We start from the raw sequence: 23,355 nt of genomic DNA on the forward strand, positions 1-23,355 counted from the left end.
GCCAAACACAGTCGCCTAATGGGGACAAAGTCCCCATACAACAGACGATTTTCGATTACTTACGAGCTGCTTTAAAGGCTTCAGCCATTGCGCTGCTCATTACAACATCGTCTTGCTTGTTCAAAGTAGCAATCGCTTCTTTCTGTTCAGCTTCATCTTTCGCTTTGATAGATAAGCTGATAGAACGGTTCTTACGATCTACACCCATGAACTTAGCTTCGATTGCATCACCAACTGAGTATACAGTAGATGCGTCTTCGATGCGGTCTGCAGAGATGTCAGCTACACGAATGTAACCTTCAACTGTTTCTGCTAATTCAACTGTAACACCTTTTGCGTCAACAGCAGAAACAGTACCGTGAACTACGGTGCCTTTCTTCTTGTCAGCTAGGTATGCGTTGAATGGATCATCTTCAGTTTGCTTAACACCTAGGCTGATGCGCTCACGCTCTGGGTCTACTGAAAGAACTACAGCATGGATCTCATCGCCTTTCTTGTATTCAGAAACTGCGTCTTCGCCAGTACCGTTCCAAGAAATGTCAGATAAGTGAACAAGACCATCGATTCCACCGTCAAGACCGATAAAGATACCGAAGTCAGTGATTGACTTGATCTTACCAGATACTTTGTCGCCTTTGTTGTAACGAGTTGCGAAGTCATCCCATGGGTTAACTTTACACTGTTTAAGGCCTAGAGAAATACGACGACGCTCTTCATCGATGTCTAGTACTAACACTTCAACTTCATCACCTAAGTTAACAACTTTAGATGGGTGAATGTTCTTGTTAGTCCAATCCATTTCAGAAACGTGTACTAAACCTTCAACACCTTCTTCGATTTCAACGAAACAACCGTAGTCAGTTAGGTTAGTTACGCGACCAGTAAGACGTGTGCTTTCTGGGTAGCGCTTGCTGATTTCTAACCATGGATCTTCGCCAAGTTGCTTAAGACCTAGTGATACGCGAGTACGTTCACGGTCATACTTAAGAACTTTAACGTTGATTTCGTCACCAACATTAACGATTTCAGATGGGTGCTTAACACGTTTCCAAGCCATATCAGTGATATGTAAAAGACCGTCAACACCACCTAAGTCTACGAATGCACCGTAGTCAGTAAGGTTTTTAACGATACCTTTAACAGCTTGACCTTCTTGTAGATTCTCAAGAAGAGTATCACGTTCAGCACTGCTTTCAGATTCGATAACTGCACGACGAGAAACAACAACGTTGTTGCGCTTCTGGTCAAGCTTGATAACTTTGAATTCTAATTCTTTGTACTCTAAGTGAGCGGTGTCGCGAACTGGGCGCACGTCAACTAGAGAACCTGGTAAGAAGGCACGGATACCGTTTAATTCAACAGTGAAACCACCTTTAACTTTACCATTGATGATACCGATTACAGTTTCAGCATCTTCGTACGCTTTTTCTAGAACGATCCAAGCTTCATGACGCTTAGCTTTTTCGCGAGACAATTGAGTCTCACCGAAACCATCTTCAACAGAGTCAAGGGCTACGTCAACTTCATCACCTACTTGGATTTCTAAAACGCCTTGTGCGTTTTTGAATTCGTCAGCATTGATTGGGCTTTCAGACTTAAGACCAGCGTCAACAAGTACCATACCGTTTTCGATGGCAACAACTGTACCACGGACGATAGAACCTGGACGGAACTCTAGGGTTTGAAGGGATTGTTCAAATAGATCAGCAAAAGATTCAGTCATGTTTTAGGTTACTTTCATTAAATAAACCACCATCCATCCTAGATGTGGAGTCTAGTAATATTATTCGTGTCATCCTTAACACGAATACCTACTGCACAATAATCGACCATTCGATTACGCAACAGTAATTTTTTGTCCAACGTATTCAAGTACTTGCTTCAATACATCTTCAATACCTATGCCGCTTGTATCAATAACAAGTGCATCATCAGCTGGGACTAGAGGCGAAGCGGCGCGATTGATATCACGGTCGTCTCGTTCAATAATTTCAGCTAAAAGGCGGTCGATTTTAACATCGAAGCCCTTGTCCTGCAACTGATTATAGCGTCTTTGCGCACGTTCTTCAGCAGACGCAGTTAAAAATATTTTTACTGGTGCTTTAGAAAAAACCACTGTGCCCATGTCGCGTCCGTCGGCAACAAGTCCTGGAGCGGCACAAAATGCACGTTGACGGCGTAATAATGCCTCACGTACGCGTGGTAATGCAGCCACTTTTGAGGCAGCATTTGAGCATTCTTGTGTTCGAATGGTGGTGGTAACATCTTCACCTTCGAGAATCACTTTAATGGCATCTGCCTCGGTGCCCGTTAAAAATTGAACATCAAGGTGTGCAGCCAATAAGGTCAGTGCTTCTTCGTTTTCTAGCTCAACATCATGATGAATAGCGGCTAAGGCTAAAACACGATAAATCGCACCACTGTCTAACAAATGCCACCCTAAATGTTGTGCCAACAATTGGCATATCGTCCCTTTCCCTGCACCGCTTGGGCCATCGACTGTGATCACTGGAGATCGTTCAGACATAATTTCCTCCGAAAATAATCTATCTTCCTTGAAAAGATAAAGGGTTCATCAAAATAAGCGCGCGCATTGTATAACAAAAAAATCTTAATTACTGATGAATTTTCGGTTATTAAAACCAAGATCGCCCTTTAGCACATACCTGATGCGCTAAAGGGTCCGTTTTAATTCCGCGCTGTAATATTATTTTGCTAGCTGTACAAATTGAGCAAAGTAATCTGGAAATGTCTTAGATGTGCAGTCTGGATCGTTAATGGTGATACCACAATCAGCAAAAGCCATCATTGAAAAACACATTGCCATACGATGATCATTATAGGTATCAATTGCTGCAGTATTTAATTCTGCAGGTGGTGTAATGGTAATATAGTCATGGCCTTCTTCAACTGTCGCGCCAACCTTACGTAATTCAGTGGCCATGGCCGCTAAGCGATCAGTTTCTTTAATACGCCAGTTATATATATTGGTCAGTTTTGTGGTGCCCTTGGCAAATAAAGCCGCTGTTGCAATGGTCATTGCAGCATCAGGGATATGATTCATGTCCATTTCTATCGCGCGAAGGCTCGATTTTCTGGCAATAATGAAATCATCGCCCCACTCGATATCTGCTCCCATTTGGGCTAACGCATCGGCAAACTTAACATCGCCTTGGATACTTAAGCGTCCAACACCAGTGACTTTAACTTCACCGCCTTGGATAGCGCCTGCAGCGAGGAAGTAAGATGCCGATGAAGCGTCGCCTTCTACCAGTACTTTACCGGGTGAGACATATTGTTGACCGGCCTTAATTTCGAAACGTTGATATTGATGATTGATCACTTCAACACCAAACTGCTTCATTAGCGCAATGGTGATATCAATATAAGGCTTAGAGACAAGCTCGCCTTTAATATTAATGTTGACGCTGTCTTTGGTCAGTGGCGCGACCATGAGTAATGCGGTTAAAAACTGGCTTGATAAATCACCGGCAATGTCAACATTGCCGCCATTTAAGCCGGTTGCCTTAATGGTTAATGGTGGAAAACCGTCATTTTTAAGATACGTGACATCGGCACCTAATTGACGCAGCGCATCGACCAAATCACCAATTGGGCGCTCCTCCATGCGAGGCTCACCGGTTAAGGTAAATTCGCCATGGCCTAATGTGAGTGCGGCGCATAATGGTCGCATTGCAGTGCCTGCATTGCCAAGAAATAAACGCTGTGCGTCCACAGATGAAACAGCGCCACCTAAACCGGTTAATTCACAAACAGTATTATTGTCAGACAGCTGGTAATGCACACCTAACTGCTTTAATGATGCCAACATATAGCGAATGTCATCAGAGTCGAGCAAGTTAGTCAGAGTGGTTTTACCCTGCGCTAAAGTGGCTAGTAACAGTGCACGGTTTGAAATGCTCTTAGAGCCTGGAATGTTAATTTCGCCATTCATGCGAGTAATTTGGTCTAGACGCAGTTGTTTCATTAATACTCTTCTTTAGTGTTGCACTCATTAAACGTCTATCGACCGAGATATGAGTAAAAGGCTTCGCTGGAGAAATAAGTGTGACATTGTTAACGTGATGCGGATCGGTGCACATCTTAAAATACATGTCACTGGCAATTTTTCGGTACAGTTTGCTAATAATTTACTAAATAATTCTTCGTAACCCTACGTTACTGATTGTCAGCAAGGATTCAACCGTTATTTTGTGTTTTAGGTGACTTTTATACTCAAGTTGAATTTATTTTATCTTTATCGCTTTTTTTATTAGCAAATCGGACCACAACATTGGCTATTTCACCTGTCAGGCTTAGTTGCCAGAAATCGTAACAACCCTCTTGCTAATATCCCATCACAGCTGATTTAGCAGTTCTTTATTGATGTAAATCACGTTATGCTTAAGACCATAATGCATATATTGTTAGCTTATTTCGCCCTCATGCCTGTAATTTTAAATAAGAAGGTCAATTCATGTTCAATTCATTAACCGCGATGCCTGCCGATCCGATTTTAGGCCTATTGACTCAATACCGCGAAGACAGCCACCCAAATAAAGTCGATTTAGGTGTGGGCGTATATAAAGATCCTGTTGGTCATACACCTATTTTAGATTGTGTAAAAGCCGCCGAAAAAATTCGTTTAGATACCGAAACAACCAAAGTGTACATCGGCCCGACTGGCTCTGCGTCATTTAACCAACTTATGGGTGAATTAGCTTTTGGTGCTAGCCACAGTGCATTACTGGCTAACCGAGTGCGAACAGTGTCAACCCCTGGCGGAACCGGTGCTCTGCGCGTTGCTGCTGACTTTATTAAGCGTTGTAATCCTAATGCAGTGTTATGGGTTAGCGACCCAACGTGGGCAAACCACACGGGTTTATTTGAAGCAGCTGGTGTTACGGTGAAAACCTATCCGTATTATGACTACGACAGCAAAACCCTTAAATTTGATCAAATGCTGGCAACCTTAAATACCATTGGTAAAGATGACGTAGTGCTTTTACATGCTTGTTGCCATAATCCAAGTGGCATGGATTTAACGACTGAGCAATGGGATGAAGTGGTTAAGGTTACGGTTAAGCAAGGCTTTACGCCATTAATTGATATGGCTTATCAAGGTTTTGGTGACGGCGTAGATGAAGATGCTTATGGCGTACGTCAAATGGCTGCAGCAGTTGAAAGCATGATTTTATGCAGCTCTTGCTCGAAAAACTTCGGTTTATACCGCGAACGTATTGGCGCTTGCTCAATTGTGGCGAAAGATAGTGCAACTGTAGATGTTGCCCAATCGGTATTGTTATACGTAGTGCGCTGTATTTATTCTATGCCGCCAGCACATGGTGCTGCGATTGTTGAAACCATTTTAGGCACCCCAGCCCTCAAGCAACAATGGTTAGACGAGCTAAAAGTCATGCGCGACCGTATTAACGGTAACCGGGCAATGTTGGTCAATCAATTAACGGCCAATGGTGTTGACCGTGACTTTAGTTTTATCGCCCGCCAAAAAGGGATGTTCTCATTTTTAGGTGTTAAGCCAGAACAAGTGGCAACCCTTAAACAGCAATACAGTGTGTACATGGTCGGCTCAAGCCGCATCAGTATTGCTGGTATTAGTGAAACTAATGTTGATTATTTAGCGAAATCAATCGCGGCAGTGCTATAACCGATACTATTTAGATAATGGTTAGCAAGTAACATTACTGTATAAACAAGGTCGCTAAATGCGGCCTTGTTTATGCTCAGTCTAAAAAGTTGTCTGCTTACCCCCTCAAAATGACATAAAAATCAGTTATCAAAAATAGCCATTTTGTTATTCCATCATAATTCCCCAAGACCGCAATCCGAGTTAGGTTAACTTACCTGCCCTTGTAAATAGCAGGCTCAAGTGATGCCAAATATCAGCAATGCAATTTATCGAATTGAGTCAATATGCCTAATACATAATACCGTTAATTCTTGGGTCTCGATTTAAGTAATCGCACTGTTAAATCTATAGGTGATGGTTGTATATGAATTGAAGCTGCTTGTCGTTTTTAATTTACGCTCATCGGGATACAGCTCCCATTGCATGAACATGATTAACATAATGACTCTGTAACTGTTTAATTTTTCTTAAAAAGAGATAGCCTGACGCTGAATTTAATATATCAACAAAGCGAGTCAGCCATGCAAAATGAAACCATAAGTGTACAAGAGATCCCCGTATCCTCCGTTGTTTCAGCCACTGGCTGGTCACGCCAGGATACCACTTGGATGTTGAGCTTGTTTGGCACCGCGGTTGGCGCCGGAATTTTATTTTTACCGATCAATGCGGGAATGGGAGGGTTTTGGCCATTAGTGTTAATGGCACTCATGATAGGCCCAATGACCTATCTCGCTCACCGTGGATTATCTCGTTTCCTATGTTCATCAGCGATTCCTGGCAGTGACATCACTCAGGTCGTTGAAGAACATTTTGGTACTGGAGCAGGTAAAGCGATTACTTGGCTGTATTTTCTCGCCATATATCCTATTGTATTAATCTATGGCGTTGGGATAACTAATACCGTCGACAGTTTCATTATTAATCAATTAGGCATGTTTACCGAAGTCCCAAGAATGTTACTCGACGGTACGCCTGCACTGACGGAAGCTGGCGGGCAAATAATCGATAAAGTCAGTGGTATTCCACGTTGGCTTCTTTCGGGCATGCTCATCTTAGGCATGATGTCGGTGATGGTTGCGGGTGAAAAATTTATGCTCTCCGTGACGCGATTATTAGTCTATCCGTTAGTCGCAATCCTTGCTTTTATGTCCTTGTACCTCATACCAGACTGGAAGTTTGATGCATTAATGGTTGTGCCTTCGACAACTAATTTTCTTGGGACTGTCTGGTTAACTATTCCAGTGTTGGTATTTGCCTTTAACCATTCACCTGCTATCTCACAGTTCTCGGTTTCACTCAAAAAAGAACACGGCGCGAATGCCTCCCATAAAGCCGATGTCATCCTCCGCAATACAGCCATTATGTTAGTCGGATTTGTGATGTTGTTTGTGTTCTCCTGTGTTCTGTCACTAACACCGGCGCAGTTATTAGAAGCTAAAGCCGATAACTTGCCGATATTGTCTTATCTTGCCAACGTGCATGAAAGTGGCTTTATCAGTTATTTTGCCCCTGTCATTGCTTTCATCGCCATTATTTCATCTTTCTTCGGTCACTATATGGGTGCCACAGAAGGGTTAAAAGGCATTATTGTTAAGCAATTACCGGATAGCAGCAAGCCAGAAAACAGCACAAAAGTGGATAAATTTATTTTAGGGTTTATGTTTATCACCACCTGGGGCGTGGCGATTATGAATCCAAGTATTCTGGGTATGATTGAAGCGCTTGGTGGCCCGGTGATTGCGGCTATTTTGTATCTCATGCCAATGTATGCGATATACAAAGTACCGGCACTGAAAGCCTACCGCGGTCGAGTAAGCAACATATTCGTCGTCATTACCGGTTTATTATCTATGACTGCCATTCTATTCGGCTTGCTGAGTTAAATAAGATAATTTGGGCGGGCTCACACCCGCTCGAATTATTGATTGAGGCAGAGTTTTGTATAAAAAACTCAGTCAAATGTCATGTTATGCTTCAACTTCTATTGTTATACATTTATCAAAAAACAAAAACTAGAAGTAGCTCAAAACCTTACTAGCATTATCTTGCTACTATAAAACCCATATCACCTCCTTCCTTTGAGTTAATACGGTTAATGTCTTTTTACCAATCTCCCAAAAAAATGTCTGCATTTGATGCTAAGTTTGAAGCACAAAAAATAGCCTTCGCACCAGTAAGCTTTCAAGTCGCCCGTTGCTTAAGTCAATTTGGCTTACTGGCAAAAGTTGATGACGCCGGAGACGAAGGCATTAGCTTAATTCAACTGATTCAACATTTTGAACTGTCTGAGTATGCCATTCATGTATTGCTCGATATGGGGTTAAGCATGGGCATTTTTTGGTGTAAGGATGATCGTTATCGACTCGATAAAACGGGTTATTTCTTACTCCATGATGATATGGCCGCCAAGAACCTAAACTTCGTCCATGATGTTTGCTATCAAGGCTTGTTTGACCTTGATGATTCACTTAAGCAAGGCAAAGCAATAGGACTTAAACACTTTGGCGATTGGGATACTATTTACCCAGGGTTAAGCCAGCTACCTGAACAAACTAAAAAAAGCTGGTTTGAATTTGATCATTACTATTCAGATCATGCCTTTGACAGTTTATTACCTTTGATTTTCAAGTCAGATCCGGCTCATATTATTGATGTAGGCGGTAATACCGGTAAATGGGCATTTGCCTGCACCCGCTATAATAAAAACGTCAACGTCACCATAATGGATTTACCCGGTCAACTTGCTGTGGCAATGAAAAATGCCCAAGCATGTTTGGTTGCCGACCGAGTTCATCCATTTGAAACCGATTTGCTTGATAGCAACAAACCGTTTTACCAAGGAGGTGATTTGTATTGGATGAGTCAATTTTTAGATTGTTTTTCTAAACAACAAATCATCACTATTCTTCGGCGCACAGTGGCTGCGATGAAACCTGGCAATGAACTGTGTATTTTAGAGACGTATTGGGACAGACAGCCACACGAAGCGGGCGCCTATTGCGTTAACGCAACCTCGTTGTATTTTACCGCGATAGCCAATGGAAATAGCCGGATGTATCACAGTAAAGATATGCTTAAAATGATCAATGAGGCTGGCTTGTATGTTGATGAAGACATCGACAACATTGGCCTAGGTCATACTTTATTGCGCTGTAAATTAAAGCCGATGAATTAACAGAACTCACAGGCCAGAAAGACCAGTGGCAAGAAGTTCGAACAGTAATATAGCGATAACATACACATTTATTGATGGCATAAAAAAAGCGAATGCTGTTAGGCATTCGCTTTTTGTCTTTACTAAGCCGATCTTACGGTAAATAAATAAGCGGTTCGAATTAACTGTGCTTTACGGCGAAGTTATTCATAAAGTCCACTAAGGCTTGCACACCCGCTAGCGGCATGGCGTTATAAATACTGGCACGCATACCACCGACAATACGATGACCTTTTAACGCCACTAACCCAGCCTGCTCCGCTTGGGCTAAAAACTCACTGTCTAAGGCATCATTCACTAGTTGAAAGGTGACGTTCATGCGTGAGCGGTTTTGTGGTGCTACACCGTTTTTATAAAACGGATTGCTGTCGATACAAGCATACAGTAACGCAGCTTTTTGTTGGTTCACTTCAGCCATCGCACTTATGCCGCCATTTGCGGCTAACCACGCAAACACTTCAGAGGCTAAATACCAAGCAAACGTTGGCGGCGTATTAAACATAGAACCATACTCAACGGCAACGCGATAATCCATTACTGATGATTGCGGCAGACTTGGCAGTTTAAGCATATCGTCACGCACAATGACAATCGACAAGCCTGATGGACCAATGTTCTTTTGCGCGCCGGCATAAATAAGACCGTACTTGCTGACATCAATTTCATGCGACATGATGGTCGATGATAAATCAGCAACAATTGGCCATGGACTGTCTAACTCTTCAAAAATCTCGATACCATCTACGGTTTCATTTGAGCAATAGTGCACATAACGATAATCTTTATCGATTGCCGTTAAGTCCGGCAGTTTAACCTGATGAAGCCCATTGATTTGCTCAACAATATTGATACTGTCAATATTGTGCTCGCTTACCAATTTCTTCGCTTCAGTGACCGCTGCCGATGACCACTGACCACTGACCAAATACAGTGCCTGACCATTATCGCCAAGAAAGTTATTCACTACGTTAGAAAATTGAGCCCGGCCACCACCGTGCATAAATAACACGTGGTAATTTGCAGGAATGTTCATCAACTTGCGTAATGTCACCTCTGCTTGATCGGTCAGCGCAATAAACTCTTTACTGCGATGACTGATTTCCATCACGGAGACGCCTAGGCCATTCCAATCAATTAATTCCTGTTGTGCTTTTTGCATTACAGCTTGAGGTAACATGGCAGGTCCAGCACAGAAATTATAAATCGCGCTCACAGACAACTCCTTTGACAAATAATCAATATAGACAATAACAATTTAACCGTAATAGTAAGTATTTTACGGGTTGATGAATAGGCCTTTATTTACCTATTTTGATGAAATTTATTCCGTAAAATAAAACGGGCGCCATAAGGGCGCCCGTTCGAGGATATCTACAACAAAAGTAATCTATTACTCTTGTTCGTCATCTTCGATTTTGGCTTCGTCTGCATCTGTTGCTTCAACATCGTCAGTTGACTCAGCATCTGTCGCTTCAGCATCGATAACATCGCTTACTGGAATAACATTGCCTTCTTCGTCTAACAACTCTTCAGTTTGAATTTCTTCAATACGCTGCAAACCAACGACTTTCTCGTCTTCTGCGGTACGGATGATAGTCACACCTTGAGTGTTACGACCAATAATGGATACGCCTTCAGCAGGAGTACGCACTAAGGTGCCTTTATTACTGATCAACATGATTTCGTCAAATGTGCCTACTTGAACAGCACCAACAACTTCACCGTTACGTTCACTGACTTTAATTGATACCACGCCTTTAGTACCGCGGCTCTTCGCTGGGTATTCACTCAGCTCAGTACGCTTACCGTAACCATTTTCAGTTACGGTTAAAATAGCACCGTCACCTTTAGGTACAATTAACGACACCACTTTTTGGCCAGCATCAAGTTTAATACCACGAACACCGGTAGCAGTACGACCCATAGGGCGCAGTGCAATAATTTCTTCGCCAGTTTCAGCATCAATCTTCACTTCACCGGTTTCAGAATCACGCGCTTTTTCATTAAAACGAACCACTTTACCTTCATTAGAGAACAACATAATGTCGTCACTACCTTCAGTAATATCAACGCCAATTAATTGGTCGCCGTCTTTTAGGTTCACCGCAATAATGCCGTTTGCACGAGGGTTACTGTATGCTGTTAATGCTGTTTTCTTAACGGTACCGTGTGCGGTAGCCATGATGATAAATTTATCATCTGCGTATTCACGTACTGGTAGGATTGCAGTAATGTGCTCACCGTCAGACAGTGGTAATAAGTTAACAATTGGACGACCACGGGCTGTACGACTTGCCAATGGTAATTGATACACTTTTAGCCAGTACATCTTACCAAAGTCAGAGAAGCACAAGATGGTATCATGGGTGTTTGCCACCAATAACTTTTCGACAAAGTCTTCATCTTTTACTTTAGTTGCCGCTTTGCCTTTACCACCACGACGTTGCGCTTGGTAGTCAGACAGCACTTGGTATTTCGCATAACCTAAGTGAGACAAGGTCACTACAACATCTTCTTCATTGATTAAGTCTTCAAGACTCATATCAATTTCGTTGGCGTTAATAATGGTGCGACGTTCGTCACCGTATTGCTCAAGTATTTCTTCTAGTTCTTCTTTAATCACTTCCATCAAACGCGATGGAGTACGAAGAATGAATAACAAACCTGCAATAAGAACTAAAAGCTCTTCATATTCAGCTAAAATCTTGTCATGTTCTAGACCGGTTAAACGGTGCAGACGTAATTCCAAAATCGCTTGGGCTTGTTGCTCAGTTAAATAGTACTGACCGTCACGGATACCGAACTCAGGCTCTAACCATTCAGGGCGTGCAGCGTCATCGCCAGCTTTTTCAAGCATGCCTTGTACATGGCCTAATTCCCAACCTTGTGCAACCAATTTTGCTTTGGCTTCAGCAGGTGTAGGTGAAGCTTTAATAAGCGCAATAATAGGGTCGATGTTAGCCAATGCAATGGCTAGTGCTTCAAGAACATGAGCACGTTCACGGGCTTTACGCAGTTCAAATACAGTACGGCGCGTGACCACTTCACGACGGTGAAGAATAAAACACTCAAGCATTTCTTTAAGGTTAAACAATTTAGGCTGACCGTTAGTCAATGCCACCATGTTGATACCAAAAGAACACTGCATTTGTGTTTGAGAATATAAGTTGTTTAGTACAACCTCACCCACTTCACCACGTTTGATTTCAATAACAATACGCATACCGTCTTTATCAGACTCATCGCGTAGGCCACTGATACCTTCTAATTTTTTATCTTTAACAAGCTCGGCAATTTTTTCAATCAAACGGGCTTTGTTAACTTGATATGGAATTTCATGAACAATAATACGTTCACGACCATTATCTTCAGTTTCAATTTCCGCTTTCGAGCGCATGATAGCGCGACCACGGCCAGTGTGATAAGCATCGATAATGCCTTTGCGACCGTTTATTGAAGCTGCCGTTGGAAAATCTGGACCTGGAATGTATTCCATTAACTGTTCAATCGATAAACTTGGATCTTCGATTAACGCCAAACAGCCTTTCACTACTTCTGTTAAGTTGTGAGGTGGAATGTTAGTGGCCATACCGACCGCAATACCTGATGAACCATTGATTAATAAGTTCGGTACGCGTGTTGGTAACACCGCAGGGATCATCTCTGTGCCATCGTAGTTAGGCACAAAATCCACAGTTTCTTTTTCAAGGTCGGCTAATAATGAATGCGCCAACTTTTGCATGCGGATTTCGGTATAACGCATCGCCGCTGCAGAGTCACCGTCGACCGAACCAAAGTTTCCTTGTCCGTCAATCAATGTGTAGCGTAGCGAGAACGGTTGCGCCATACGTACAATTGTATCGTATACAGCAGTATCACCGTGTGGGTGATATTTACCAATTACGTCACCAACGACACGAGCGGATTTTTTATATGGTTTGTTCCAATCGTTTTTTAATTCGCTCATTGCGAACAATACTCGACGGTGAACTGGTTTTAAACCGTCACGGACGTCAGGTAATGCACGACCTACAATTACGCTCATGGCGTAATCAAGGTAAGAATTTTTAAGTTCGTCTTCGATGTTAATTGGCGAAATAGATGATGCCAGATCAGTCATAAACTGCGCGTTCCCCTAAAGTGAGCTGACAATAAAACTTCCATATTATTATCTAGCTTAAAAACGTGATTTGGCATTCTAACACAGATATTTAATGTCGCCAGAGCAAAGACCAGCCAAATGCTCTATCACTCTTAAAAATTACAAAAAAGCTAATATTTTCAGCTAATTTAGTTTATTCATTGGCTAATATACGACTAAATTTGAGCAACAATTATCGTTAACTTGTTGATGATTTAAGCAGTTGATAGCATAAAACATCCATTTACCTCGCTTAAATGGATGTTTTATGAGCAAGCGTAAACGGCAAAAGCCATTGTTGACTACTATTCGCAAAGGTTATCGCTATAATAGCGACCATACTTTATTACACACTTAGGTTACGTTATGTCACACGCTGAACAATCGACACCCAATGTTGATCCACTCGAGATCGCAAAATTTGAAGCCATGGCGCAAACGTGGTGGGATCTCAATGGCGAGTTCAAGCCATTACATTTACTTAATCCACTGCGTTTAAACTACATTGACCAAACCGCTGAAGGTATTTTTGACAAAAAAGTACTTGATGTTGGCTGTGGTGGCGGTATTTTGTCAGAAAGTATGGCGCGCCTAGGTGCTAACGTTGACGGTATTGATATGGGCAACGCGCCACTTGAAGTGGCAAAACTACATGCCTTAGAGTCTGGTGTTACGGTTAATTACCTCAAAACAACAGCCGAAGCACATCGCGATAACCACCGCGAATATTATGATGTGGTCACTTGCATGGAAATGCTCGAACATGTACCCGATCCCCAATCGGTTATTCAAGCCTGTTGTGACATGGTTAAACCTAATGGTTTTGTGTTTTTCTCAACCATAAACCGTAATATGATGTCGTATTTAAAGACGATTATCGGCGCAGAGTATTTATTAAAAATGCTGCCAGTTGGTACTCACGATCACAGCAAGTTTATTCGCCCATCGGAACTGATGGCATTAGTCGATAACACCGACTTATTGTGTAAAGATGCGCTGGGAATTACCTACAATCCATTGTCGGGTGTGTTTAAGTACACTAAAAGTGTCGATGTAAATTATATGATAGCCACTCAAAAAATTGATTAATCATCCAGGTGATTCTTTTCAACATTTCAATGTGAATGCACCACAATAGCGTTATGTTGTGTCAATAACGCTATAAAGGGCTTGCACTGTCTATTGTTATTTTCTCTCGTTAGGAGCTAGCCCTTGCATAAACAAGATATAAAAGGAGTGCTGTTCGATTTAGACGGTACCTTAGCCGATACCGCACCAGATTTAGTACAGGCATTGAATCTCAGCTTGGATGAAGCCGGTTTTAACGTCCAACCGCTTGACTTGATGCGCCATGCGGCATCACATGGCAGCTTATATTTAGTTAAAACGGCCATTCCAGATGCCGATGAACAAGTACAAATTACCATCCAGCAAGCACTACTTCAGCATTATGCCCGTATCAATGGTGACAACAGCCGTTTATTCGCTGACTTACCCGAACTATTATCCTTATTTGATGCCCAATCGATTCCTTATGGCGTAGTGACCAATAAGCCGGCTCGATTTGCCAGGCCATTAGTGGAAAAGCTTGGTTTAACTCATAAATTGAAAACCATGATCAGTGGTGATAGCACTCGTCACTCTAAACCTCATACCGCACCAATGCTGCTAGCAGCACAACAAATTGCCATTGCTCCTCAAAGTATCTTATATCTAGGTGACGCTGAACGTGACTTAGTCGCCGCCCACAATGCCAGTATGTTAGGCGGCGTTGCGTTATGGGGTTATTTATCTGCGACAGATAAACCTGACACATGGCCAGCAGGCAAACAATTTCAACACGGAGCCTCACTTAAACAGTTTTTCACTGATTAATGACAGTGTTCGACATCGGTTTAGCGGGTTAATTTTTGGGTAAATGAACAAAGCATGAGTGAAGTTTAACGGGTCTTATTAAGCTTAAATGTACAGTTAACAGTCATCAATTTCTACCCGATCAAAACCAACAAAAGATCAACCAATAAACGGTCCATTTTTTTTGATCGCTGTTTATTTTAGCGATCAAATTTTTATCATTTGATGGATTAAAAAATATCATTTATCAAAAACTCTTTATGAATTTGGGCTCTAGGGTTAGTTGTCACTAACCCTGCCGTTTATCCTCAAGTTATCCACAAGAAGTTAATGAAATTGTGGCTTGCAATAAACCTCAAACCTCACTATCTTGTATCTTAGATTTTAAATAACACCATATCTTGTGTGTGGCTGACAATCAAAACACTACTCCACGACGTTCCAAAGGATGTAGTGGCTAACTGAACGTACTGGTGTTTAACTACCACGTTGTGAGTACATCAGGTTGATTGTTTTAACATGGAATTGTTTTGTAACTGGTTCGGATCGAATCAAGCAGCACTGCATCCAACAACAGATCACATGATTAGATATAGAACCAAGGCCTCTCTTCAATGAATAGCAATATGACAGTCACTAAACGCAGTGGCGAACGTGAATCTATCGATTTAGATAAAATTCATCGCGTGATCACTTGGGCAGCCAAGGGATTAAAAAACGTCTCAGTATCTGAAGTAGAACTTCGATCTCATCTGCAGTTTTTTGATGGCATTCCAACAGAAGCCATTCATGAAACGATCATTAAAGCTGCGGCTGACTTGATCTCTCCAGAGTCACCTGACTACCAATTTGTGGCTGCCCGCTTAGCGGTGTTCCACTTACGTAAAAAAGCGTTTGGTCAATTTGAACCACCAACGTTATATGACCATGTCACCAAATTAGTTGAACTGGGTAAATATGACATGCATATCATGGCTGACTACAGCCGTGAAGAATTAGACACACTCGACACCTATATCGATCATTGGCGCGATTTGAACTTCTCTTATGCCGCGGTAAAGCAACTTGAAGGTAAATACCTGGTTCAAAACCGTGTCACCCATGAAGTGTACGAAAGCGCCCAGTTTTTATACATATTAGTCGCTGCATGTTTGTTTGCCCGTTACCCAAAAGAAATTCGTTTGAAGTACATTAAAGACTTCTATGACGCGACGTCTCTGTTTAAGATTTCTTTACCAACACCAATCATGGCCGGTGTGCGTACCCCTACACGTCAGTTCAGCTCATGTGTATTGATTGAGTGTGATGACAGCTTAGATTCAATCAATGCGACTGCATCGTCTATCGTTAAATACGTTAGCCAACGTGCTGGTATTGGTATTAATGCGGGTCGTATTCGTGCCCTTGGTAGCCCTATTCGTGGCGGCGAAGCATTCCACACCGGTTGTTTACCATTTTATAAGTATTTCCAAACTGCAGTGAAGTCGTGTTCTCAAGGCGGCGTACGTGGCGGTGCAGCAACGCTGTTCTATCCTTTATGGCATCTAGAAGTTGAATCGCTATTAGTACTAAAAAACAACCGTGGTGTTGACGACAACCGTGTACGTCATCTTGACTACGGTGTACAGTTAAACAAATTAATGTACCAACGTTTGATTAAAGGCGAATATATCAGTCTATTCAGCCCATCAGACGTGCCTGGTCTTTACGATGCATTCTTTGAAGACCAAGTTGAGTTTGAACGTTTATACCTTCAGTATGAACAAGACAGCAATGTCCGCAAAAAACAAATTAAAGCGGTTGAACTGTTTTCATTGATGATGCAAGAACGTGCTTCTACTGGCCGTATCTACATTCAAAACGTCGATCACTGTAATACTCACAGCCCGTTTGACTCTAAAGTTGCGCCAATTAAGCAATCTAACTTATGTTTAGAAATTGCTTTACCGACTAAGCCACTTAAAAACATCGATGATCCAGACGGTGAAATCGCGTTGTGTACCTTGTCAGCACTTAACTTAGGCGCAATTAAAGATTTATCAGAGCTTGAACCATTAGCTGATTTAGCTGTTCGTGCGCTAGATAACTTACTTGATTACCAAGATTACCCAATTAAAGCCGCGCAAACGAGTTCAATGAACCGTCGTACCTTAGGTATTGGGGTGATTAACTTTGCTAACTATTTAGCTAAAAACGGTAAAAAGTATTCAGACGGTTCAGCTAATAACTTAACTCACAAAACCTTTGAAGCGATTCAGTTTTATTTACTGAAAGCGTCGATGAACTTAGCAAAAGAGCAAGGTGCATGTCCGTTATTCCACGAGACAACTTATTCGAAAGGTATTTTACCTATCGACACCTACAAGCGTGATTTAGACAAGATTTGTGACGAGCCATTGCACATGGACTGGGAAAGCTTACGTAGCGACATTAAGCAGTACGGTTTACGTAACTCAACCTTGTCTGCGCTAATGCCGTCTGAAACCTCATCGCAAATTTCAAATGCGACTAATGGTATCGAGCCTCCACGCGGTTTAATTAGCGTTAAAGCCAGTAAAGATGGTCAGTTAAAGCAAGTCGTTCCTGATTTTGAATTACTGAAAGATAAGTATGAACTGCTGTGGAATATGCCAAACAACGATGGTTACATCCAACTTGTTGGTTTAATGCAGAAGTTTATCGACCAAGCTATTTCGGCTAACACCAATTATGACCCAAGCCGTTTTGAAGGCGGTCGTGTACCGATGCAAACATTGTTAAAAGACTTGTTAAGCGTCTACAAACTGGGCATTAAAACATTGTATTATCATAATACTCGTGACGGTGCTTCTGATCAGTTTGACGACATTATTGCTGTCGAAGAAGAAGACGATGGTTGTGGTGGCGGTGCGTGTAAGATATGAGGGCTGAGTTAATAGCAATGTAACATTTTTGTGGATAATTTCAAGAAAATCACTTTTAATCATTAACTTAAATAGAGATGCTTGACATCTCTATTTTTTTAAATACAATCTACATATCTCACTCGAGTTTGGGTTGTAACAACAGCATGCGTTATCAGATAGAACTAATCTCTCATCAACAGTATGGTAATCAGCTATTACCAATGATAGTTGATACCCATGACTTTCGTTTACCAGTACCAAGTGCATCCATTTGGGGATGGGAACTTTGGTTATCATCCCCATTAAACACTGTAAAAGGAAGGTTAATGGACTTATGCGTATTCTATGAGTTTGTTGACCTAGAACTCCCACATTTTTTTGAAGACGCCGCAAAACTAATCTATATAAGCTCTCGGGACATCAATAAATTAGCATCATTTTTCCTAATTAACTTTCGTTATGATATTAAAAATGGCGTTGCGGTTGCTCCATCAACCTATAATCGCAGAATTGATTCACTTATTCTTTTTTTTAAATTTCACTATTCACGATATATAGAACGGTTACAGGACTTTAATAAAGCTGAAGCATGTACAAGCATGTTGAATAAGCTTTGTAAAACTCTCGGTAAAAAGAGGTACTCATCATCAGAGGTTGAAAATCAAACCAAATATTCTAAACCTTTATCAAATGAAGAAATTGAATTGTTAAGATTTGTAGTACGCCCTTCGACTGAATCCTTTGTAAATGAAGTCAATCCATTTAGAGTGCAGTTACAAGTTCGAAATGCCTGCCTAATTTTGCTATTAATTGAGCTTGGTTGTCGGGCCTCTGAATTAATCTTAATACGCAACAATGATAGAGATTTGAAACTTACCACTAACCCCACCGTGGTAATTCAAAATCTAAATCTAAACGATGCATCTCATCGCAAACGAAGAGATGGGGCCTCACATAAAACCTTAAACAGAGAATTACCTATTAGTCAGGGCTTAGCAGCTTTACTTATTGATTATATGGAGGACTACCGTCCTAAATTGAGACGGCAAGTTAATGGTGTATTGACAGAATATTTATTTGTTAGCGAAAAAGACGGTGGTCCAATGACAACTTCAGGGCTCGATTACGTTCTTCAAGGTATATTTAAAAATGTACCTAAACTTGCTTCTGCTATTCACCCTCACCGCTTAAGAGTTACGCGAGGAAACGAGATACGGGCTGGTATTGATTCTGATTACATAAATAGCAGCTCGCCTATGATCAAAGCTGGAGAAATGCAGGATACATTAACAACCTGGGGCGGGTGGTCATCAACAAGTTCTATGCCTAAACGTTATACAAACTCACATATTCAAAAAAAGCTTAATGACTATCTCGCTGGGAAGGAAAAATAAATGGCCCATGCTAATACGGTGTATCTAGATGATGAATTAGACTGCTATAAAAGTATGTATGATGAAGTCGCAAGGTTAAATTACGACTATGAACCCTTTCCAAAGTATATCACCTCATTTTTTGGTCAAGAGTTGGATGTCAGGAAACAAAATGGTCGATTACAGGATGTTTTAAGAATTATTAATCCAGGCAAGGATGAGAAGAACTACAAACTTAGTGATACTTTTTCACCATATCCATATATTAACTTCATCGCGGTGAAGTGCTGGTTGGATTGTGCTATTGAGCGAAGTCCAGCTTCAATAGGTCACCTTAGCTCGGGTCTTCTTTCCTTGTCTAGTATCATTTTGTCGGATAAAGCCTTGTCGTCAGAATCCGTATTTGAAAAAGAGATAGCTTCTCAACTGTCGTCCCTCATCATAGCGAATAAAGACGATCAACGTATTTGGCTGTCTATTAGAATGTTTGCAAATTACGCTATCGAGAATGGATATTGGGGATTTAACGAAGTTCTTACTTTTAAACTCGATGACGTTAAAGTTTCTAACACGAATGCCAAAATTCGAGTCTCTTTGCTTGACCATGAAAATGGCCCGTTCACCCGATCTGAAGTGGCAGAAATCGCACAGGCTATATATCGAGATGAGGTCAGTATTGAAGAGCGTGTTTTGGTCAAATTGGCAATGCAGTTTGGCCTACGCCCTATCCAACTAGCTCTGCTTAGAGAATCAGATATATATTACGATGAAAAAGTTTTAGCGTGGTATATAAATATCCCACGCGTGAAGGGACGTGTAGCACAATTACGACGAAATCAAAATAATTTTATCTTGCGAGAGTTACCTGAAGAGTTGGCTTTAGATATAACAGAATTAATATACTCAAAAAAACATATCAGCAAAGTAGATTTAGCAGGAGAACCACTTCCTAGACCACTATTCAAAAAAGATAACGTTAATTCTAGATTACTTGAACACAAAAATCTCAAAGAATATGCATGGCATCGCAACGCTGTACAAATATGTGGGTTATTCGCTCAAAGTCTAGCAAAAAAGTTAAATATTAAATCTCGCCATGTAAAAGATGAAGATGGACATCCCGCTAGATTGAAACTTAATTGTTATCGATTTCGATACACTTTAGGTACAAGAATGGTCATGGAAGGAAAAACACCTGAAGAAGTTGCTATAGCACTCGATCATGGTTCAACGGCTTCTATCGAGCATTATTTCCGTTACAACCGTGATCTTATAGACTTTATTGACGAAGCATTTGATTCATCGGTAGTCATGAGTAACGCAGTCCTTCGCTGGCAAGGCTATTTGATTGATGAGGATGACGACACTATCTCTGGAACCATAGTAAGAGCTAGCGACATTGCCAATCTTGGTAAGTGTTTAAAGGTTACAAAATGCGAAATGCATCCTACAGTGAGTTGCTACAGTTGTGCAAAATTTCGTCCATTTAAAAATGCCAATCATCAAGCTCAGCTTGAAGTTATTAAGGCTGAAAGAGACTTTGTGTATCAAAACTCATCCGGTCCTGTTCAACAACAATTAGATGAAGCTTGGGAGGGTGTCGTTCAAATCGTAGAGGCGCAAAAAGTTCTTAAGGGAAAAATTGAATGAAAAAAGTGTCCAGTATACAAGAGCACAAGCTAGATGAACGCTTAAATCGAATTAACTTAATCATAGAAGATCTAAAAAAATGCGCACAGCCTGAATTTGATGCACTTGTTCTTAAACATGAAATACAAAATAAGTGGGATGATTTAAGTTGGAAGTACCAAAATAGAAATATTTACTTTACCAAGCCTTTTGACATAACTGGGAGTCTCGTAACAGGCAAGACTAAAGCAGAACATAAGGTTAAGTTAGAAGGTGCATGGGCAACGATATTTCGACTGTATACACTTATTCAAATTAAGAAAGGAAAGACAGCTAAAGCCGTTTCACAAACGCTTTCAGCTACTATCTGGCTGGCTGACTCTTTATCATACGAAGTGTCATCTTTATTCAAGCTCAAACAACTAACTTTGGATGAAGTAATCCCACTCCTCGAAACACACTTCAAAAAACGTGGACCTTTCGAGAGATACAAAGAAATTGTGGCTTTCACTAAACATTTTTTATTGCCAAACAGACTCGTTATTAGCTTTTCACCAAATACTAATATGAAAAATCCTGCGTTGAACCAGGTCGATGTTACTTCAGATGAATACAAACAAAGAAATGAGGATAAGTATGAGGCTGATGTCGATAAGTACTTAGGTCAAGTCAAACAACGGTTTGATGCAGAGCAGAAAAAAAAGTCTAATAATGAACCACTTTTATACCCTCAACCTAATGATCTTTACGATGAATTGAGACTATTAGCTGTACCATTTTTACTCGCATTTGGCTTGAGAATAGGTGAGCTTTGTAGACTGACAGATGACTGTTTATCTTTTGATGAGATCAATGAAAAATGGTATCTCAAAGTATATACAGAAAAAGGTGAGCTTCCGAGCGCCCGCCCATTATCACGTAAATGGCAGGATCCTGTTGTATATGCATTTAAACGTATATTGGAATTGACAGAACAGCACAGAAATTTCGCAAAACAAGTCGAGTATTTAGGAGAACAAGCTTTTATTAATGTCTTATCTTTCAAGTCAAGACCAGAACATATAAGGCTGGCATTATTAAATGCTGGATATGATCCAGAATTATATTTTATTCGGAGTGAAGTAGGTAATACCGGAGATTATCATCCTAGTGGACTTTCGTATAACGTACTAAGGAATGCTTTTAAGGAAGGATTATATGCAAAACTCAATATCAAATCTTTGTTGGATAAAACCACAAAACAACTAGTTTACTCCAAGAAAATAATAGCGTCACTCGCTATGAAAAGATATGAATCTTATCGTCGTATCGTTTACAAAGAAAACCATATCGATAGTGATAAACAAGGATCCATTTCCTCATCAAGTTTCAGTGTTGATCTCCCTTTCAGTAAGTTTCTTTTTATCGTTAAGGAAGACACTTTCACCGCTAACACAACTAATCACGGATTCGTCCCAAAGCCTCTTACAGCCAACTCGTTTAGCAATTGGATCACAGATGACAAAGGAAGTAAAAATATTACCGTTTTTCAGAGATATAACATCAGAGATGAAAATGGAAATATTGTATCTATAAACTCACATCAGTTTAGACATTGGTTAACAACCGCACTAATGAGATCTGGTAAAAATGAGATGATGATAGACATCTTTATGGGAAGAAAACCCGGTCAATCTCGTCATTATGATCACCGCACAGCAAAACAAAGAGCTGAAGCCATTAGAGCTAAATACATATCTGATAATCCACCAGACGATGCACTTGGCCGTCGTATACAAAGAATGAGAGATAATGACGTATCCTACGAAGAGATTGAAGCAGCGTTAAATCATACCTTGTCAGTGGTGCACTTTACTCCTTGGGGAACGTGTAAACGTGACTTAGATGTCAGCCCTTGTGAGAAAGGCATGATGTGTTTAAGGGGCGATGATGGTAAAGGTTGTCAGCACTTTGGTATTGACCCTAACGACTTAGAGGCTAAGCAATCCATTACTAACACAAAACGACATTATGAAAATCAGCTAAGCGCGTTACTGCCTAATTATCAAAATTTACTTGAAAATCTAAACAAGCAAGAACCATTGGATCAACATATTCAATATTGTATCGACACAATTAACGGGTGTGAGTCAGCACTTTTGGCATACGAGAAAGCAGCAAAATATTCAGAAAATGAAATAAATATTGTAAAGGTTTTCATTCCTGAGGGGGACAAGTGAGTAAGCAAAAGTGGGAAATTGAAGCATTAACATCATTAGACTTTTTTGAACATAATCCAGAGTATAAAGGTGAATTTGGCCACCAATACTTTACAGATAGATTTAGCATCAGCCGAATGACATTATTTCGCAATAAAACATACATGGAGCGGTTTAATGAGGTAAAAGATATATTAAAAGGAATATCGATTGAGCCAAATAATAATGGTGTTGTATTTCGAGGTGATAAAGAAAAAATTGAAACTCTAAAAGCTACTATTGCCGATAAGGATAAAGAACTAGAAGCATTAAAACTTCGCCTCAACGACTGTTACCAAATGTTAGAAGATCAAGGTATTGACCCTCAATTTGTACTCAGGCAGAGACTAAAAAAGCACAAGGAAGCTTAAT

At 40.8% G+C, this 23,355-nt stretch carries 15 protein-coding genes; 10 read left to right on the plus strand and 5 right to left on the minus strand.

The window, feature by feature from the left end; all coding sequences use genetic code 11:
• Positions 1-55: 55 nt before the first annotated feature.
• From rpsA to aroA, 3 genes are all read right to left on the minus strand, one after another.
• Positions 56-1,723 (minus strand): 30S ribosomal protein S1, encoded by a 1,668-nt coding sequence (rpsA, locus tag AAEY98_RS07080; RefSeq protein ID WP_059743635.1) that lies wholly within the window; start codon positions 1,721-1,723, stop codon positions 56-58.
• Between the two features lie 114 nt (positions 1,724-1,837).
• Positions 1,838-2,527: a (d)CMP kinase gene (cmk, locus tag AAEY98_RS07085; RefSeq protein WP_101087087.1), complete on the minus strand. Its 690-nt coding sequence runs from the start codon at positions 2,525-2,527 to the stop codon at positions 1,838-1,840.
• A gap of 180 nt (positions 2,528-2,707) precedes the next feature.
• Positions 2,708-3,988 carry a 3-phosphoshikimate 1-carboxyvinyltransferase gene (gene aroA / locus AAEY98_RS07090; protein WP_335691995.1) on the minus strand — a complete coding sequence of 427 codons (1,281 nt, stop codon included), beginning with the start codon at positions 3,986-3,988 and terminating at the stop codon, positions 2,708-2,710.
• A gap of 489 nt (positions 3,989-4,477) precedes the next feature.
• On the opposite strand from aroA, the gene AAEY98_RS07095 reads away from it, so the two are divergent.
• From AAEY98_RS07095 to AAEY98_RS07105, 3 genes are all read left to right on the plus strand, one after another.
• Complete coding sequence (locus AAEY98_RS07095) at positions 4,478-5,668, plus strand: amino acid aminotransferase (protein WP_101087085.1); 1,191 nt, start codon at positions 4,478-4,480, stop codon at positions 5,666-5,668.
• Positions 5,669-6,171: 503 nt separating this feature from the next.
• Positions 6,172-7,533 carry an SLC5/6 family protein gene (locus AAEY98_RS07100; RefSeq protein WP_101087084.1) on the plus strand — a complete coding sequence of 454 codons (1,362 nt, stop codon included), beginning with the start codon at positions 6,172-6,174 and terminating at the stop codon, positions 7,531-7,533.
• A 212-nt stretch (positions 7,534-7,745) separates the two neighbouring features.
• On the plus strand, positions 7,746-8,825 hold the full coding sequence (locus AAEY98_RS07105; protein WP_351015923.1) for a methyltransferase: 1,080 nt from the start codon (positions 7,746-7,748) through the stop codon (positions 8,823-8,825).
• A 160-nt stretch (positions 8,826-8,985) separates the two neighbouring features.
• Here the strand turns inward: AAEY98_RS07105 and serC are convergent, their stop codons facing one another.
• Both serC and gyrA read right to left on the minus strand, forming a co-directional pair.
• A complete protein-coding gene (serC, locus tag AAEY98_RS07110; protein WP_351015926.1) occupies positions 8,986-10,077 on the minus strand; it encodes a 3-phosphoserine/phosphohydroxythreonine transaminase in 1,092 nt (363 codons plus the stop codon).
• A 177-nt stretch (positions 10,078-10,254) separates the two neighbouring features.
• Complete coding sequence (gene gyrA / locus AAEY98_RS07115; protein WP_351015929.1) at positions 10,255-12,984, minus strand: DNA gyrase subunit A; 2,730 nt, start codon at positions 12,982-12,984, stop codon at positions 10,255-10,257.
• Between the two features lie 387 nt (positions 12,985-13,371).
• Between gyrA and ubiG the strand changes: the two genes are divergently transcribed.
• The 7 genes from ubiG to AAEY98_RS07150 all read left to right on the plus strand — a co-directional run bounded on the left by ubiG (position 13,372) and on the right by AAEY98_RS07150 (position 23,354).
• Entirely contained in the window at positions 13,372-14,094 is a 723-nt protein-coding gene (ubiG, locus tag AAEY98_RS07120; RefSeq protein ID WP_101087080.1) for a bifunctional 2-polyprenyl-6-hydroxyphenol methylase/3-demethylubiquinol 3-O-methyltransferase UbiG, read from the plus strand.
• Positions 14,095-14,217: 123 nt separating this feature from the next.
• Positions 14,218-14,880, plus strand: coding sequence for an HAD family hydrolase (locus AAEY98_RS07125; protein WP_350997167.1), 663 nt, complete (start codon positions 14,218-14,220; stop codon positions 14,878-14,880).
• Between the two features lie 593 nt (positions 14,881-15,473).
• On the plus strand, positions 15,474-17,762 hold the full coding sequence (gene nrdA / locus AAEY98_RS07130) for a class 1a ribonucleoside-diphosphate reductase subunit alpha (protein WP_101087078.1): 2,289 nt from the start codon (positions 15,474-15,476) through the stop codon (positions 17,760-17,762).
• Between the two features lie 308 nt (positions 17,763-18,070).
• Entirely contained in the window at positions 18,071-19,138 is a 1,068-nt protein-coding gene (locus AAEY98_RS07135; RefSeq protein ID WP_351015932.1) for a tyrosine-type recombinase/integrase, read from the plus strand.
• Positions 19,139-20,767 carry a site-specific integrase gene (locus AAEY98_RS07140; RefSeq protein ID WP_351015935.1) on the plus strand — a complete coding sequence of 543 codons (1,629 nt, stop codon included), beginning with the start codon at positions 19,139-19,141 and terminating at the stop codon, positions 20,765-20,767.
• Entirely contained in the window at positions 20,764-22,965 is a 2,202-nt protein-coding gene (locus AAEY98_RS07145; RefSeq protein WP_351015938.1) for a hypothetical protein, read from the plus strand. Before AAEY98_RS07140 ends, AAEY98_RS07145 begins: the two co-directional genes overlap by 4 nt.
• A complete protein-coding gene (locus tag AAEY98_RS07150) occupies positions 22,962-23,354 on the plus strand; it encodes a hypothetical protein (protein WP_351015941.1) in 393 nt (130 codons plus the stop codon). The genes AAEY98_RS07145 and AAEY98_RS07150 overlap by 4 nt, the downstream gene beginning before the upstream one ends.
• The last annotated feature ends 1 nt before the right edge of the window (position 23,355 follow it).

This window comes from Shewanella sp. AC91-MNA-CIBAN-0169 (assembly GCF_040310165.1).
GTDB lineage: Bacteria > Pseudomonadota > Gammaproteobacteria > Enterobacterales > Shewanellaceae > Shewanella.